This window comes from Pseudoalteromonas sp. BSi20311, from assembly GCF_000239875.1.
GTDB lineage: Bacteria > Pseudomonadota > Gammaproteobacteria > Enterobacterales > Alteromonadaceae > Pseudoalteromonas.
In genome coordinates, this window is record NZ_BADU01000054.1 from 17,155 (window position 1) to 34,788 (window position 17,634).

Here is a 17,634-nt window from a genome sequence, read left to right on the forward strand (position 1 = left end):
CACTTAGCCTCTAGAATTAACACAAAGCCTGCTTTGGCGGGCTTATAAAGGTAAATAATATTATGAATATTCGTACTATTTTAGTAGAAAAAGCCATTGCCGCTATGACCGCCGCAGGCCTACCAGAAGATACTAACCCAGCGGTTACCCAAAGCACTCGCCCACAGTTTGGTGATTACCAAATTAATGGCGCGATGGGCGCAGCTAAAAAAATGAAAAGTAACCCGCGTGAATTGGCGCAAAAAATTATTGATCAGTTAGATGTAAGCGACATTGCCGAAAAAACGGAAATTGCTGGCCCTGGTTTTATTAATATTCACTTAAAGCCGGAGTTTTTAGCTCAAAGCGTACAAGCTGCTAATAACCACGCAAAACTTGCCGTAAATGAGCACGCCAAACCACAAAAAGTAGTGGTTGATTACTCATCGCCTAACCTTGCAAAAGAAATGCACGTAGGTCACTTACGCTCAACTATTATTGGTGATGCCGTAGTACGTGCGCTTGAATTTAGAGGCGATACCGTTGTTCGTCAAAATCACATGGGTGATTGGGGCACACAGTTTGGTATGCTAATTGCGCATTTAGAAGATAAAATTAACCAAGGTGTTGATTTAGATACTGTTGCGCTTGCTGATTTAGAAACCTTTTACCGCGATGCGAAAAAGCGTTTTGACGACGAAGAAGGCTTTGCCGATAAAGCGCGTAACTACGTAGTTAAACTGCAAGGTGGCGACGCTCACTGTGAAAAACTGTGGAAGCTATTTATTGCCACTTCAGTGAAACACTCTGAAGAAGTATACAAGCGTTTAAACGTAACCCTTACGCCTGCCGACATTATGGCTGAAAGTGCTTATAACAGTGAACTTAACGATATTATTAGCCTGTTAAAAGATAAAAATATTGCAGTAGAGTCGCAAGGCGCACAGGTGGTATTTTTAGATGAGCTGGCAAATAAAGACGGTGAGCCTTCAGCGTTTATCGTGCAAAAATCAGGTGGCGGCTTCTTATATGCAACCACAGATTTAGCGGCGTGTGATTACCGTTCAAACAAGCTAGGCGCTGAGCGTATTTTAATCTTTGTTGATGCGCGCCAGAGCCTTCACTTTAATCAAGTAGAGCTAACTGCGCGTAAAGCCGGTTTATTACGTGATGAAACTAGTTACGAGTTTTGCCCATTTGGCACCATGATGGGCGCTGATGGTAAACCATTTAAAACCCGTACAGGCGGCACGGTTAAATTAGCTGATTTGCTTGAAGAGTCAATTACTCGCGCAGCAGCCAAACTCGCTGAGCGTGAATCAGATTTATCTGACGAAGACCGCAGTGAAATTGCACGTAAAGTGGGTATTGGCGCAGTTAAATATGCTGACCTTTCTAAGCATCGTACCAGCGATTACATCTTCAACTGGGACAGCATGCTAAGCTTTGAAGGCGCAACAGCCCCTTACTTACAATATGCTTATACGCGTGTTCGCAGCATTTTCCGTAAGTCTGGCGTTGATGCTGCAAGCTTAAAAGCCAATGTAAGTATTATTGAGCCGCAAGAGAAAACCCTCGCGCTTAAATTATTACAGTTAGAAGAAGTCCTTGATCTGATGATCAATGAAGCCACACCGCACGTATTATGTGGTTACTTATACGAACTAGCTAGCTTATACATGACATTCTACGAAGCTTGCCCAGTACTTAAAGAGGGCGTAGAGCCAAGTGTTCGTGATAGCCGTTTAGTGCTGTGTAATTTAGTGGCAGATACGCTGCGCACAGGCTTAGATCTACTAGGTATCGAAGTCATGGAGCAAATGTAATCACCGTCTGCTGCGTGTAGTTCGCTTTGACTGCGTTGTCGTGCTTTTTTAGCCTAAGTCACATACTAAATGTATGCTCCTTGGCATAAAAAAGCACGCCGCCTTGTCAGCACTCCTACACTTGCAGATATCTGATTTGTGTAGTTCGCTTTAGCTGCGTTGGTAAAACTATTTAGCCTAAGTCACATACAAACCGTATGCTCCTTGGCATAAATAGTTTTACCGCCTTGCTAGCACTCCTACACTAGCAGATAATTTTAGGTTTATATTGACACTGTTCGGAATGTTCACCAATTTTGTAGCTGATAGCTGATAGCTGATAGCTGATAGCTGATAGCTGATAGCTGATAGCTGATAGCTGATAGCTGATAGCTGATAGCTGATAGCTGATAGCTCTTTAGAAGGATTTGTTTATGAAACTCGAAGATATTCGTCGTGAATACCTGCAAGATGCGCTCAGTGAAGACAACTTGCTTGATGATCCGTTTAAGCAGTTTGAAACTTGGCTTGAGCATGCTGTTGGTAGTAACTTGCCTGATCCTACAGCTATGGTCGTCGCTACGGTCGATGAAACCGGTCAGCCTTCACAGCGTATTGTGTTGCTAAAGCATTTAGATGATAACGGTTTTGTGTTTTTTACTAATACCGGTTCACGTAAAGCACAAGAACTTAAAGGCAATAATAAAATTTCCTTGCACTTTCCATGGCACCCTATGGAGCGTCAAGTAATTGTGTATGGTGAAGCGCAGCCATTACCTACAGCGGCAGTCGCTAAATACTTTTTATCTCGCCCTAAAGAAAGTCAATTAGCCGCATGGGCGTCGCAACAAAGCCGTCCAGTTTCATCGCGCAAGGTGCTAATGGAGACCTTTGCCAACATGAAAAACAAATTCGCTAAAGGCGAAATTCCGCTCCCTGATTTTTGGGGCGGGTATTGTGTTGTGCCGCAAAAAATCGAGTTTTGGCAAGGCGGAGCGCATCGTCTGCATGATCGCTTTATGTATCAGCGTCAGGCCGATAATAGCTGGCAAATAACGCGCTTAAACCCTTAGTTGGCCGCTAGCTTTGCAATTTATAGACTCACACTGTCATCTCGATTTTAGTGAGTTTGATACAAACCGCGAATCACTCATTAATGCCTGTGTAGCAAAGGGCGTTAGACAATTTATTGTGCCAGGTATTAGCTTGGCGCAATCTCAAAAATTACTTGAGTTTAAAGCAACCTACCCACAAGTCAGCATAGCGGCAGGGCTACATCCTTATTTTTTAGCGCAACATCAGCAATCGCACTTAGAATCGCTGTATAACTTTGCTAAAACAAACAAAACTCAGCTGGTGGCTATTGGGGAGTGCGGGCTCGATCGCAGTATTTCCAATCTTGAAAAACAAACTTTTCTGTTTGAGCAACAAATAGCGCTTGCTAATGAGCTTGAGTTACCGCTGATTGTGCATCACAGGCAAAGCCATGATTTAATAGCGCAATCGTTTAAGCGTTGTAGGCCAAAAAATGGCGGTGTGATCCATGCTTTTTCAGGCTCAATACAACAAGCACAGTATTATATAAAAATGGACTTTAAGCTTGGAGTGGGTGGGGTTATAACCTATGAACGGGCTGCTAAAACACGTGCGGTTGTAGCAAAGCTTGAGCCACAGCATTTAGTGCTTGAGACTGATTCACCTTCAATGCCGCTAAATGGTTATCAAGGGGAAATAAATACCCCTCTGCATATTCCTAACGTGTTTAATACGCTTCATAGTTTAAAACCAAATAGCGATAAATATCGATTAGCTGAGCAGCTTTATGATTCGTGCTCTGAGGTTTTTTGTATATAGCGATTTACTTGCCAGCGTTTTAACCCTCGGCCTAATTGCCAAGTAAAAATACAGGCAATCACTAGCATAAGTAATACTTGGCGACCTAAATCGTGAAAATGATTATGGCTTGAAGATACCGCAGCACGCGTTAAATAGGTAATAGATACAAAGCCAATAGGGCGATTGTCGTCAGAAATAACTTGTTCAACAAACGGTGTTTTTAACTTACTAATGCCAGGCGATGAGTCTGGTAGTAAGCCATATACATGATGTGATTGCCAGTTATCGCTGCTTGCAAGCACTACACCTTGTTTATCATAAATGGTGGCTGAAAGAACAAACTCATCTTTACTAATATTGTTGCACAAGGTGGTGAGCTGCGATTTGTTTTTCTCTATCAGCGGGTTTTTGGCATTCAGTGCCATAAACTGAGTGAGTGACTTGGCTGCACTATTAGCACTATCATACAGTAGTTGATGGCTTTGAAAGCTACTGTTTATTCCTACCCAGCTTAATAATACAAAGCAGCCAGCGGCCAATAATAAACGAATTAAACGCTTTTTTTGCGAGGCTGTAAGTGGATTTTTAAGATGGTTATTTTTCATAGTCACCGTTTATGCTGCTGACAGCATTTTGATTTGATGTTACAACTACACTATAACCCTAAATCCCCCCTGATGGCGAATTTTGTATCTCATATCCTTATTATCAATGAGCTAAATGTCAGGAAATATAAACGGAGATCCCATGTCGAACGCGAACATGGCACAGCAAAGCGCTGAGCTATTATCATCATCACTTATTCTTAATAAGTGGTTTAGCTACCAACAAGGTGTTTTTACACCACTAAATACAACACCGAACAGAAACCAAGGGCTATTTGGTATTGCATTTGGCGGTGACTTTAATACGCAGCATATTAATAGCATTATTGAATTTTTTGCGGCTCACCAGCAAAATGTAACAGCAATTTGTCAATATCAGCCAGATTTAGGGTTATCTCCGGCATTGTGCTTCTACATAGAAAATGCAGAGCGCGCAATAAATCCTCTCGAACTTCAAACTTTTGCAAATACCTTGGCATGCCAGTTAGTGCAAGTTACCACCCCTCCTGACTTACAAAAACCGGGATTATTGGTAATGGATATGGATTCAACAGCCATTACTATTGAGTGTATTGATGAAATTGCACGTTTGGCTAATGTATACGACGAGGTTGCCAGCGTGACCGCGCAGGCAATGGCAGGCAAGCTTGATTTTAGTGAAAGCTTATACCAACGTGTTGCTAAGCTTGAAGGCATTGAAAAGAGTTTAATTGATGAGCTTAAAAGTACACTGCCTTTAATGCCGGGAATTAAAGCGTTATGCCAAATTTTAAAACACCACGATTGGTATTTAGCGATTGCATCGGGCGGTTTTGTGCCGTTTGCTGAGCGAGTGCAGGAGCTGATTAATTTAGATGAAGTGCATGCCAATGTGCTTGAATTTAAAGACGATAAACTAACAGGTAAGGTGTTAGGTGGGATTGTTGATGCTGAGCAAAAAGCGGTTGTTTTAAATGCCTTACAACAAAAACTGGGGCTTGAAAAAAGTCAAACTGTTGCCATTGGTGATGGCGCAAACGATTTAAAAATGATGGCTCATGCTGGCTTAGGCGTTGCTGTGCATGGTAAACCTAAAGTAGTTGAACAAGCCCAAGCTGCTATATGCCAAGGCTCGTTATTACAACTGTTATATATGCTGGCGGTTCCGCTAAACCCATCACAGGTTTAACGTAAACGGTTTAACCAAATTAGTTTGCGCCTAGACATTTGCTCAACCTGTTGTTGGTTGAGCGATAAATGCTCAAGCGCTTCATTACTTACATCAATAATGTCGCCAACACCTGATACAGACCACAAGGCATCCTCTAAGTCTTTGGCTTTGTGAATTGCGTATTGGCTTACGTATTTTAGCTCGTTTGCTAAGTAATCAGTATCGAGTCGACCAGTACGTGAAATATATAAACGCATTATAAAAACCAGTTCAGACTTCAGCCCTTTACTTATTTGCTGCTTAAACTCGCTGCAGTCAGTACCTAAAACACATTGACTGGTAATAGCATCGGCTATATTTTCTTTTTTAGGATCGAAGTTAATTACCAAACTAAACTCTAACGGTGGATCTTGGCGGGTGCGATCTTTAATATTAGGTGTGATCACATCAATTATGTGTGCTTTAGTAATAATATTCGATAAGTCTGTTTGAGCATTTAACAGAGCAAAGTTTTGCAAAATAACATGTAATGGGCTTGGGTATAAACCAAATCCCATGGCGCCAATTTCGAAATGTGCCATTGATTTATGTAGATAAATTGGGAACTGACACAGCGTTTTGGTCACCATATTTCTGAGTGCCGTAGAAAGCCCGGGTACTTTAGGTGACTCTTCAGCTACTTTTAATTTTTGTTTATTACTATTAATTAAAAGGGTAAAAAAATCGACCCCAGTATGAGGTGAGCCTTTATCTACATGCGCTTTCAAATTAATAGTAGTCAGCGATTTGCTTACTGCCATTACTTCATACTGAATGTGGCTGAGGGAATAACTTTTGGTAATTTTTTGCAAATCGGGAAATGATAACGAAACAATATCGCCTTTTTTAAAGTTCACTTCTTGATTGCACTCTAGCTGTAAGCCAAATATTGAAAAATCACGGGTATGCCCATGTAGTACCGCATCACGGGTATTAATTACCACATTAGTTTTGTATAAATAGCGCTTATTAGAGCGAAGATTTACATATTCTAGAGGCACAGTATTTAGCTCAGGAGGAGATTCATGCTTACTGTGGCCAAAAAACTTCAGCTTGTTAGCTAAGGCCTTATTAAACTCGTAATGTTGATAATGCTGTTGTTCATGTTTATTACCTACTTGGGTAAGCAGCATTAAATATTTTACGTCTTTTATAGCGCCCTCAACACGCGGTGAAGGCGGCTTGTTTAGTTTTTCAATATTTTTACCCAACGAGTTAGGTAAAGATAAAGGAATATAAGCATCCTCAGTGTGACTTGGCATTAGTTGTAATTTAAAGCAGCGCCAACTGTCTCTGCGGCTACCAAAACCAAAAAATAACGCTTTTAATTGTGCGTGTTGCTCAAGCTCGGAACGAGTTGCTGAGTAGTAATAAATTTTTCCTGCAGAGACATGAGTAAAGGTATATAAGTACTCTTCTTTTACAGCCACTGGTTTTAGTGCCAAGGTACGAATGCGTTTATGGTTTAACACACTGTATAGGCAAGATTTTTTGCCTTCGTCAGTAAAGTAACGCTGAATAAATAAACTGTTTTCGGTGGTTAAGCTCAGGCTCGGATAATAAACGCCGTTTTTCTGGCTAATAAAAACATATAGAGAATTAACCCTAGGGATGTAATATTGTTCATACCCCTTAGAAATAACCGCATCAAGGGTGTTATCTAAGTTCACTTTATAACGGCGTTTATTACCATGAATAAAGCTTTCTAAAAACCGATCAAACGCGCTGTTATTTTCTTCAAATGTACGTTTTAAGCGGATATGATTAAATTCATCTGAGGTGTTTTCTATCGCCACAACTTCATATTTAACACCACTTTTAAGGCCTAACTGAAAGTCTTGCTCTAAGCCTACTAAGTGCATAGTAATAGGCTGACCTTTTTTTAAGCTATATCGCGACGCCAACTTAATTTTACAGCCACTGAGAGAAATATCAGAGGTGCTAGCGTCAATTTTTGCTTGCCTGTCATACTCAATGGTAATTTTTATTGAGTAATTCATTCGCTCTTCACTACGACTTTCATAGGCTGCAAACTTAATAACATTGGTAGTTAGCTTGCGTTGCGGTTCTACTTTTTTTGCTGTGGTTGATTGCTGTTGTAATACCCGATAATTATTGTCGGTATTCATTACCGCTTCGTAAACTGCCAGGGTGTAGCCTTTATGTTGCTTTATTGCCGCTTCGAATACTTCAATTGCGTTGTCATCCATAAAGTGTTGCTTGTTTTTGTATTCATAAGGCTTTACTTGGCCGTTGACTAAACCACGTAGATCAATAAAGCGGTCTATCGGCTGAGATAAACGAGACATTTCCATTTTTATTAAAAACTGCTCGGGTTTAGTTAACTCGGTAGTTTTTGACTTGAAAATGAGATCAAACTTAGCATTTCCCAAATACTGTTTTAATTCATTTACAAGCGCTTCATGCTTAAGCAATACGTCTTCAGCCATTTATAAATCATCACCGTCTAATTTAAAAAGTAGGTATACTTTTGCAACCATTTATTAGAGTATTTAATAAATAGAATCTCGCAAAACCGTCAAATGCGGCCTCGATACTCTGCGTAACTATACTTGTGTTTAACCTGAACTCCGGATAATTAAATCCATCTCAAGCAGCTATTTTCAGCGCTAACTGCGTTTAATTTACTTGCAATAGACTAGAGTTATTGACGCGTAATTTCGCCTTGTTTCACTAAAAATCTCTAGCTAGAGAATAATAAGCACAAATATCTTTTTGATTCAACATGTTAGTAAATATCTTAACCAAAGTTTAGGTTATTTATTGTTATTTTCTAATAGCCAATTAATTGGCAAGGGTTTATTAGTTTTTTAAAGCAAGAAACATGCCTTAAAGTGGACTAAGTGAAACTACATTAATATAGTATCAGTGTGAGACTAAATGCGCTGTTCCACAAGACGTTGTTGCTAAGACAAAGCCTGCAATGGCAAAATAAGCGCTTAACACTGTGTATTTCAAAATAAAGAATAGTAGGTAAGATTTTAAATGGCTAAAGCGGCAAAAGTAGAGTTTGTTTGTACAGAATGTGGCATGAACTATCAACGTTGGCAAGGTCAGTGTCGCTGTGGCGCATGGAACACTTTAGCAGAGTTCAAACCTTCTGCAGGGCAAAACAAAAAGGTAGCTGCTCGTGCCAGTGTAGGTGGCTATGCTGGTGGCATTGGTGGTGGCTCTAAAAAAATTAATGATGTAGCTACCGCAGAGGCTGAAAAACAGCTTACCGAAATTGGTGAACTTGACCGTGTGTTAAGTGGCGGTGTAACCACCGGCTCAGTTAATATTATTTCTGGTGATCCAGGGGCGGGTAAAACAACACTACTATCTGATTTGGTGGCAAGAATGTCTCAGCGTATGCCATCACTTTACTGTACTGCGGAGGAGTCATTATCCCAGTTTAAAAACAGGGTTAATCGGTTAAAACTAAATTACAACGAAGATGAACTCTATTTATTGTCAGAAACCAGTGTTGAAACCATTATTGAAGAGCTTGATAAAAACAAAATTAAGTTTGCCGTTATCGACTCTATTCAAGCTGTTGTCACCGATACCGCTAATGGCAGCCCAGGTTCACCTTCTCAGGTAAAAAGTGCAGCTCAGGCATTAACTCAATATTGTAAGCAAAACGACGTGACTATGTTTATTATTGCTCACGTAAATAAGAATAATGAAATAGCTGGCCCGCAAACCTTAGTACATATAGTTGATGCACTGTTACATATTGATACCAATGATGGTCAAGTGCGTACTCTGCGTGCTAATAAAAATCGCTTTGGTGATATAGACACCGTCGGCATTTTTAAAATGTGTGAACGCGGTATGCTCAGTGTGGATAACCCCAGTGAAATTTTCTTATCGGGTTCAACCACTGAATCACCGGGGTCGACAATTACCTGTATCCGTAAAGGAAATCGTAATTTACTGCTAGAAATTCAGTGTTTAACCACTGAAACCGAAGCAGAGTTTCCACAGCGAGTATGTGTTGGTTTAAATATGAACCGGATCAAAATGCTCACCGGTATTTTACGTAAGCACACCAAAACTAAAATATTCCACGATACGTTTTTTAATATTGTCGGTGGTTTAAAAATTGATGAATCAGAAACCTGTATTGACTTAGCGCTTGTTACTGCACTTTTGAGTAGTTTAAACGAATTCGTTGTTCCACGAACCACCTGTATTATGGGGGAGTTAAGTTTAAATGGTGATGTACGCCCAATCGACAGTGGTGTGCCCCGTGTTAAAGAAGCGGCGCAACATGGGTTTACTGAAATATTTATCCCATTTCGTAACTACCATAAATCCATGGAAGGGCTGGGCGCTAAAATAACGCCAGTTAAAACCGTGCACGAACTACTTAGTTTAATAAATTAACACACAAAAAAGTGCTTAACGACTCATGTTCTCAATGTTAGTCTTGCAAAAGCCACTTATATAAAGAGTTGAATAAGGAAATAACATGAAAAAATTAGTGATTGCAGCCGCGATTATTGCTGCAGGTGTGGGTGGCGTAAGCTATGCAAACTATGTAGCAACACAGGAGGTACGTGCTGAGGTTGATAAGCAGTTGGCTTTGGTTAGCGAACAAACAGGTGCCAGCTTTAACTACGCAGAGTTATCGGCGAGTGTTATTTCAAACAGTGTTGCCATTAGTAACATAGAAGTGACCAGCCCTGAGGGGAAAAATATTGCCACGGTTGAGCATGTTGAAGTGATTGGTTACGAAACCGATAAAATATCGCCACATACCGCTTTTACACTAAAGAACTTCCAATTTGATAAAAGCTTTGTCGATACACTTCCAGCAGATACTAATGCACAACTTGCCTCGGCCAGCTATGATTTACACTCATCATTAGATTACGATGAACAATCTGGTAACAGCGATATAGTTGTTAAATTACACGCCAACGATATTGCCAGCATTGATATGAATATGGGGTTGGCTAACTCTAAAGCGCTTATGGATGCTTCGCTTGAAATAAGCAAAGCTCAGCAAGCTGCAGGTAATACACCGCTTACTTATGAGCAAGAGCTACAACAGCAAACACTTATTATGCAAGCAATGAGCAAGTTAGAGCCACGCACTATGAGTGTAATGCTCGATAACCAAGGTGAGTTAAGTACTTTGCTAGAAAGTGAATTAGCCAAACAAGGTATGACACTAGAGCAGATGCAAATGATGCTAGCTCAACAGTTACAGCAAGCGCCGGTAACCGAAGAAATAGCGCAAGCATTAACTGACTTTGCTAAAGGTCTAAATTCGCTTAGTGTCTCAGCTAAACTACCTGAAGGTAAAACCATGATGGAAGTAAATAAGCAGCTAATGATGTTAGCAGGGCAACCCGAAGAGCTGGTTAAGTTTATAAATTTAGAAGTAAAAGGCAAATAATAGAATAAGTTGCCAGCTTCCAGTTTAATGTAAAAAGCCGTACTTGATTATTCAAGTACGGCTTTTATTATTTTAGCTGATAGCTGATAGCTGATAGCTGATAGCTGATAGCTGATTACTTAGTGCAGAATACGAGCTCTAATTGTGCCTTCAACTGCACTAAGTTCTTTTAGTGCTACTTCAGATTGATCGGTATCTACGTCAATAACCACGTAACCAATTGCTTCATCCGTTTGTAAGTACTGCGCGGCAATATTAATACCGTGCTGAGCAAACGCTTGGTTAATTTGCGTTAGCACGCCAGGGCGGTTGTGATGCACGTGTAACAAGCGGCTGCGGTTGGCAAGTTCTGGCAGTGATACTTCAGGGAAGTTAACTGCAGTAATGGTTGAGCCATTATCTGAGTACTTAGCAAGCTTACCTGCTACTTCAATACCAATGTTTTCCTGTGCTTCTTGAGTTGAGCCCCCAATGTGCGGCGTTAAAATAACGTTGTCGAATTCACGCAGTGGCGAAATAAACTCTTCATCATTCGATTTAGGTTCAACTGGGAATACATCAATGGCTGCACCGCTAAGTTTCTTCTCTGTGAGTGCTTCAGCTAGGGCGTCAATGTCAACCACAGTACCGCGAGAAGCATTGATTAAAATAGCGCCTTGCTTCATTACCGCCAATTCAGCCGTGCCAATTAGGTTTTTAGTTTGCGGAGTTTCTGGAACATGTAAGCTAATAATATCAGCACGTTGCAACAGCTGCGTTAAGTTATGTACTTGTGTGGCATTACCTAAAGACAGTTTGTCTTCAATGTCGTAATACTCCACGTTCATACCAATATTTTCAGCCATAATGCCCAACTGAGTACCAATGTGGCCGTAACCAATAATACCTAAGGTTTTACCGCGCGCTTCAAACGAGCCGTTGGCTGTTTTTAACCAACCGCCGCGGTGGGCAGCGGCATTACGCTGAGGAATACCACGTAATAACAGCAGTATTTCACCAAGTACAAGCTCAGCTACAGAGCGGGTATTTGAAAACGGGGCATTAAATACCGCAATACCGCGCTCACGTGCTGCGTTTAAATCTACTTGGTTTGTACCAATACAAAAGCAACCTACAGCGACTAGCTTTTCAGCTGCGTTTAATACAGATTCGTTAATATGAGTACGAGAACGAAGCCCTACAAAGTGCACATCTTTAATACGCTCTATAAGTTCGTCCTCTGGCAACGATGTTTTAACGTAGTCGATATTGCTATAACCGTTACGTTTTAGCGTTTCAACAGCGCTTTGGTGAACACCTTCAAGCAAGAGAATTTTAATTTTGTCTTTTGCTAACGATACCTTACTCATAACCATATCCTATTTAATTTGTGGCCCATTTTTAGTGCCGATAATTACTTTATCAGCACCGCGCTCTGCAAATAGGCCGTTGGTGACTACGCCAACAATTTGATTTATTTGTGTTTCAAGCTGTTTAGCATGGGTAATTTTTAAATTATGTACGTCTAAAATAACGTTGCCGTTATCGGTTACAACACCGTGGCGATACACAGGGTCACCGCCAAGTTTTAATAATTCGCGGGCAACATAGCTGCGCGCCATCGGAATAACTTCAACCGGCAGTGGGAAGTCTCCTAAGGTATCGACTAGTTTTGTATCATCAACAATGCATACAAACTGTTTTGCTACTGCTGCCACTATTTTTTCGCGGGTAAGCGCCGCACCGCCGCCTTTGATCATTTCATTTAAGGCGTTAATTTCATCTGCGCCATCTACGTATACGTCGAGTGCTGCTACATCGTTAAGCTCAAACACTTCTATGCCAAGCTCTTTTAAGCGCGCTGTAGATGCTTCTGAACTTGATACTGCGCCAACGATGGTGTCTTTAACTGTGCCTAGGGCATCAATAAAGTGATTAACGGTTGAGCCTGTACCTACACCTACTATGGTGTTTTCTTTTACAAACTCGAGTGCAGCCCACGCAGCTGCTTTTTTTAATTCATCTTGTGTCATTGTTGTCTGCTCATTGGTGTCAAAATAGCTGTTAGTTTACAAGATTAGTTGTTACCAACAGTAGGTTTTATCGGGTGTTATGATCGTTTTTAGTGGTACATCCCACGATTCAATCGGTAACTCATCGACTTGTTGGCACGCATGTGCGAGGCCAATAAGTTGCGGTTGTTGCCAGTGTTGTTCGTATAAACGTGCCAATGTTCTATCGTAAAACCCACCTCCCATTCCAAGGCGATTACCAAATTTATCAAATGCCACTAATGGCATTAAAACGTAATCAAGCTCAGGTAATGGGCATATTTGAGAGCAATTCAGCTTAGGCTCCAAGATACCATAGCGATTTGCTCTCATGGGTGAGTTTTTTTCATAGCGTTGAAATAGTAAATTAGCCCCATTAAATGGATGGATTATGGGCAGGTAAATAGCCTGGCCAGTGTTCCATAATTCATTAATTAACAATGAGGTATCTAATTCTCCATCATTACTTAAATAAAGCGCGATATGGCTTTTTTTGGCCGAATTTACGCTTTTTAAGTGTTGAATAAAATTCACTTTAAGCGATTCGGCGGCTAATTCTTGCTGGTTTTTTGATAGGTTATTACGTGCTTTACGAATATCGTGTCTTATTTGTGCGCGATTATTACTCATTAAATAACTTAACCGTAATTAAAAAGAGAATAAATTAGGAAATAATAAGTACATAGCAAGTACAATAAGCAATATTACGGCTGTAGAAATCAGCGAATATAAAACAAGGTTGCCGCGTTTTTTGGGCTCAGTAGAGAGAGGCTCATCAAGCATTAAATCGTCATCTTCCCATACTTCATTATTTTCATCAGGTAATGATAATTCAACTTCAGGGAGGCGTTGCTCAATATCTTCTAGTTTTTCTTCAAGGCGAATTAGGCTACTGGTAATGTAATCTAGGGCGTCAAATAAGCGCTGATCTCGTTGGCTGTCGTAAGCTGTTTGAGACGCCGTTTGTGTAGCCGCAGTTTGCTGAAGTTTACTTTTAATCCCAAGCGTTGAAAGTAACTTGGCTTGCTTGAGTGCTTTATCTTTAGGGCATGGGGCAAATAACGGTTTGCCATTAAAAAATGCAGCCACCTTCTCTGGCGAGGTTTTCAGCTTTTCTGTCAGTGCAGTGGTTACTGCCTGGCTGTCTGCGCCTTCTGCAAGTCCTACAAATATAACACGAAAATTGTCGGCCATTTTTTATCCCTAATACGCTTTATTGTATAAGCAGAGTATATACCTAAAATGTTAAACAGTTCGAGACTGTTTTACGACTAACTTAGTGCACATAGCAAAACGGCCCTAAAAAGGGCCGTTTAAATATTAGCTAAGTGGCTTATAGCCCAGCTGCTGCGCGAAGTGCGTCTGCTTTATCTGTGCGTTCCCATGGGAATTCGTCACGACCAAAGTGGCCATAAGCCGCTGTTGGAAGGTAAATAGGGCGCTCAAGGTCAAGCATTTGAATTAGGCCGTAAGGGCGTAAGTCAAAGTGTTCACGAATAAGTTCGATTAAACGCGCTTCTTCTAATTTACCAGTACCAAATGTTTCAACACTGATAGAAGTAGGCTCTGCAACGCCGATAGCGTAAGACACCTGAAGTTCACATTTATCGGCAAGACCTGCAGCAACAATGTTTTTAGCAACATAACGTGCAGCATAAGCCGCTGAACGGTCAACTTTTGATGGATCTTTACCAGAGAAAGCACCACCACCGTGACGAGCCATACCACCGTAAGTATCTACAATGATTTTACGACCAGTTAAACCACAGTCACCCATTGGGCCACCAATAACAAAACGACCCGTTGGGTTAATGAAAAATTTAGTTGCGCTAGTAATAAGCTCAGCAGGAAGTACTGGCTTAATAATTGTTTCCATTACCGCTTCTACTAAGTCATTTTGCGATACATCTTCGCTGTGCTGAGTAGAAAGTACAACGGCATCAATACCTACTGGCTTGCCATTTTCGTATGCAAATGTAACTTGTGATTTTGCATCTGGACGTAACCAGTTAAGCTCGCCGCTTTTACGAACTTCAGCTTGACGCTGCACTAAACGGTGAGAATAAGTAATTGGAGCAGGCATTAATACTTCAGTTTCGTTACATGCGTAACCAAACATTAAGCCTTGGTCGCCAGCGCCTTGTTCTTCAGGGCTTGTACGATCAACACCTTGGTTGATGTCTGGAGACTGTTTACCAATCGTGTTTAAAATTGCACACGAATCGGCATCAAAGCCCATATCTGAGTGTGTGTAACCAATTTCACGTACTGTTTTACGTGTAATTTCTTCGATATCAACCCATGCGCTAGTCGTGATTTCACCACCAACCATAACCATACCGGTTTTAACGTAAGTTTCACACGCTACACGGGCATGAGAGTCTTGCTCTAGGATAGCATCAAGTACCGCATCAGAAATTTGATCGGCGATTTTATCCGGATGACCTTCAGAAACAGATTCAGAAGTAAATAAATGTTTTGCCATTGTAATTATGCTCACAAATATTGCGCTTCACAAACGTCGGTATTAGCGCTAAAAAATTAAGGCGCGTATTTTATCTAAAACAAGCGAACTTGCATAGTTTTTTTACGCCTAGACGTCTAAATAAAATATCTAATAGTAAATGGTTCTTAAAAAATATTCATAATGTCCTATTTTTATGGGTTTTTAATTGCACACAGCCCCTACAATAAGTAAGAATGGAGGTATATAAATACCCGCGCAAATACATATAAAGGTAGGAGAATTCATGCCATCTCGCAAAGAACTTGCAAATGCTATTCGCGTCTTGTCAATGGACGCAGTACAAAAGGCCAAATCTGGTCACCCTGGAGCCCCTATGGGCATGGCTGATATCGCAGAAGTATTATGGCGCGATTATCTTAAACATAACCCAACAAATCCAGAGTGGGCTGACCGAGATCGATTTATACTCTCAAATGGTCACGGTTCAATGCTAATTTATTCTCTATTGCATTTAAGTGGTTATGATTTACCACTGGACGAAATTAAAAACTTCCGCCAAATGCACTCTAAAACGCCAGGCCACCCAGAATATGGATATGCGCCAGGAATCGAGACTACTACGGGTCCATTGGGTCAAGGGATCACAAATGCCGTAGGTATGGCAATTGCTGAAAAAGCATTAGCCGCTCAATTTAACCGTGAAGGCCATGACATTGTTGATCACCACACTTACGCATTTATGGGTGATGGTTGTTTAATGGAAGGTATTTCTCATGAAGCCTGTTCGCTTGCTGGCACATTAGGCCTAGGCAAGTTAGTGGCATTTTGGGATGACAACGGCATTTCAATCGACGGTGAAGTTGAAGGCTGGTTTAGCGATGACACACCTGCACGTTTTAAAGCATACGGCTGGCATGTAATTAGCGACGTTGATGGCCACGACAGCGATGCTGTAAGTGCTGCAATTAGCGAAGCAAAAAGCGTGACCGACAAACCAACGCTAATTTGTTGTAAAACAGTAATTGGTTATGGCTCACCTAATAAATCAGGTAGCCACGACTGTCATGGCGCACCACTAGGTGATGACGAAATTAAAGCATCTCGCGAGTTCTTAGGTTGGACGGGTGATGCATTTGAAATCCCTGCTGACATTTACGCACAGTGGGATAACAAAGAAAAAGGCCAACAGCTTGAAGCAAGCTGGGATGAAAAATTTGCCGCATACGAGCAAGCCTTCCCAGAGCTAGCAGCAGAATACAAACGCCGTACAAATTCAGATTTACCCGCTGATTGGGCTGAAAAGTCACAAGCGTATATTGAGCAGTTACAAGCAAACCCAGCAAACCCAGCATCACGTAAAGCATCACAAAATGCATTAAACGCGTTTGGTCCGTTACTACCTGAGTTTATGGGTGGCTCTGCCGATTTAGCAGGTTCAAACTTAACAATTTGGGATGGCTCTAAAGGCTTAACATGCGATGATGCAAGTGGTAACTACATTTACTACGGTGTACGTGAGTTTGGTATGTCGGCAATTATGAACGGTATTGCACTTCATAAGGGCTTTATTCCTTACGGTGCAACGTTCTTAATGTTTATGGAATACGCACGCAACGCGGTACGTATGGCTGCATTAATGAAGCAACCAAGCATTTTTGTATACACGCACGATTCAATTGGTTTAGGTGAAGATGGTCCAACTCACCAACCAGTAGAGCAAATTGCCAGCATGCGTTTAACGCCTAACCTTTACAACTGGCGCCCATGTGACCAAGTTGAGTCGGCAATTGCGTGGCAACAAGCTATTGAACGTAAAGACGGTCCTACATCATTAATCTTTACTCGCCAAGGCTTAGAGCAACAAGCACGTGATGCACAGCAATTAAGCGACGTTAAAAAGGGTGGTTACATCCTAAGTTGTGACGGCAACCCAGAGCTTATTCTTATTGCTACCGGCTCTGAAGTACAACTAGCGCAAGACTCTGCGAAAGAGCTACGTGCGCAGGGTAAAAAAGTACGTGTTGTATCTATGCCGTGTACTGATGCGTTTGAAGATCAATCGCCTGAGTACAAAGAAAGCGTATTACCAGCAAGCGTTTCACGTCGCGTAGCGATTGAAGCGGGTATTGCTGATTACTGGTACAAGTACGTCGGCCTAAATGGTGCTGTAGTCGGTATGACTACTTTTGGTGAATCAGCTCCAGCTAACGAGCTATTTGAATTCTTCGGCTTCACCGTAGAAAACATCGTTAACAAAGCAAACGCATTGTTTTAAGCAACTGCTTTAACATTTAAAAGCCCGCGCTGTGTAAA

At 41.2% G+C, this 17,634-nt stretch carries 14 protein-coding genes; 7 read left to right on the forward strand and 7 right to left on the reverse strand.

The genetic code is table 11. From position 1 onward, the window contains the following. Positions 1 to 62: 62 nt before the first annotated feature. The 3 genes from argS to P20311_RS04800 all read left to right on the forward strand — a co-directional run bounded on the left by argS (position 63) and on the right by P20311_RS04800 (position 3,638). Entirely contained in the window at positions 63 to 1,805 is a 1,743-nt protein-coding gene (gene argS, locus P20311_RS04790; RefSeq protein WP_008110291.1) for an arginine--tRNA ligase, read from the forward strand. 413 nt (positions 1,806 to 2,218) lie between these two features. Beyond that, positions 2,219 to 2,857: a pyridoxamine 5'-phosphate oxidase gene (gene pdxH / locus P20311_RS04795; RefSeq protein ID WP_008110293.1), complete on the forward strand. Its 639-nt coding sequence runs from the start codon at positions 2,219 to 2,221 to the stop codon at positions 2,855 to 2,857. A 13-nt stretch (positions 2,858 to 2,870) separates the two neighbouring features. Continuing rightward, the gene (locus tag P20311_RS04800; RefSeq protein ID WP_008110295.1) at positions 2,871 to 3,638 is read left to right on the forward strand and encodes a TatD family hydrolase; all 768 of its coding nucleotides are present in this window, start codon (positions 2,871 to 2,873) and stop codon (positions 3,636 to 3,638) included. Here P20311_RS04800 and P20311_RS04805 read toward each other — a convergent pair. Then, positions 3,605 to 4,225, reverse strand: a complete 621-nt coding sequence (locus P20311_RS04805; RefSeq protein WP_008110298.1) for an AhpA/YtjB family protein — start codon at positions 4,223 to 4,225, stop codon at positions 3,605 to 3,607. The genes P20311_RS04800 and P20311_RS04805 overlap by 34 nt on opposite strands. Before the next feature lie 142 nt (positions 4,226 to 4,367). Between P20311_RS04805 and serB the strand changes: the two genes are divergently transcribed. Beyond that, positions 4,368 to 5,393, forward strand: coding sequence for a phosphoserine phosphatase SerB (gene serB / locus P20311_RS04810; RefSeq protein ID WP_008110300.1), 1,026 nt, complete (start codon positions 4,368 to 4,370; stop codon positions 5,391 to 5,393). Here the strand turns inward: serB and P20311_RS04815 are convergent. Continuing rightward, positions 5,390 to 7,864: a PilZ domain-containing protein gene (locus P20311_RS04815; RefSeq protein WP_008110302.1), complete on the reverse strand. Its 2,475-nt coding sequence runs from the start codon at positions 7,862 to 7,864 to the stop codon at positions 5,390 to 5,392. The genes serB and P20311_RS04815 overlap by 4 nt on opposite strands. A 556-nt stretch (positions 7,865 to 8,420) precedes the next feature. Here P20311_RS04815 and radA point away from each other — a divergent pair. After that, on the forward strand, positions 8,421 to 9,806 hold the full coding sequence (gene radA / locus P20311_RS04820; RefSeq protein ID WP_008110304.1) for a DNA repair protein RadA: 1,386 nt from the start codon (positions 8,421 to 8,423) through the stop codon (positions 9,804 to 9,806). An 85-nt stretch (positions 9,807 to 9,891) separates the two neighbouring features. Continuing rightward, on the forward strand, positions 9,892 to 10,824 hold the full coding sequence (locus P20311_RS04825) for a hypothetical protein (RefSeq protein WP_008110306.1): 933 nt from the start codon (positions 9,892 to 9,894) through the stop codon (positions 10,822 to 10,824). A gap of 119 nt (positions 10,825 to 10,943) precedes the next feature. On the opposite strand, the gene serA is transcribed toward P20311_RS04825, so the two are convergent. From serA to metK, 5 genes are all read right to left on the reverse strand, one after another. Further along, positions 10,944 to 12,173, reverse strand: a complete 1,230-nt coding sequence (serA, locus tag P20311_RS04830) for a phosphoglycerate dehydrogenase (RefSeq protein WP_008110308.1) — start codon at positions 12,171 to 12,173, stop codon at positions 10,944 to 10,946. A gap of 9 nt (positions 12,174 to 12,182) precedes the next feature. After that, positions 12,183 to 12,836 carry a ribose-5-phosphate isomerase RpiA gene (rpiA, locus tag P20311_RS04835; RefSeq protein WP_008110310.1) on the reverse strand — a complete coding sequence of 218 codons (654 nt, stop codon included), beginning with the start codon at positions 12,834 to 12,836 and terminating at the stop codon, positions 12,183 to 12,185. A gap of 51 nt (positions 12,837 to 12,887) precedes the next feature. After that, entirely contained in the window at positions 12,888 to 13,484 is a 597-nt protein-coding gene (locus P20311_RS04840; protein WP_008110313.1) for a 5-formyltetrahydrofolate cyclo-ligase, read from the reverse strand. Positions 13,485 to 13,502: 18 nt separating this feature from the next. Beyond that, on the reverse strand, positions 13,503 to 14,048 hold the full coding sequence (locus P20311_RS04845) for a hypothetical protein (protein ID WP_008110315.1): 546 nt from the start codon (positions 14,046 to 14,048) through the stop codon (positions 13,503 to 13,505). Between the two features lie 139 nt (positions 14,049 to 14,187). Then, positions 14,188 to 15,339, reverse strand: coding sequence for a methionine adenosyltransferase (metK, locus tag P20311_RS04850; RefSeq protein WP_008110316.1), 1,152 nt, complete (start codon positions 15,337 to 15,339; stop codon positions 14,188 to 14,190). A 265-nt stretch (positions 15,340 to 15,604) separates the two neighbouring features. Here metK and tkt point away from each other — a divergent pair, with 265 nt between their 5' ends. Further along, complete coding sequence (gene tkt, locus P20311_RS04855) at positions 15,605 to 17,596, forward strand: transketolase (RefSeq protein ID WP_008110318.1); 1,992 nt, start codon at positions 15,605 to 15,607, stop codon at positions 17,594 to 17,596. The last annotated feature ends 38 nt before the right edge of the window (positions 17,597 to 17,634 follow it).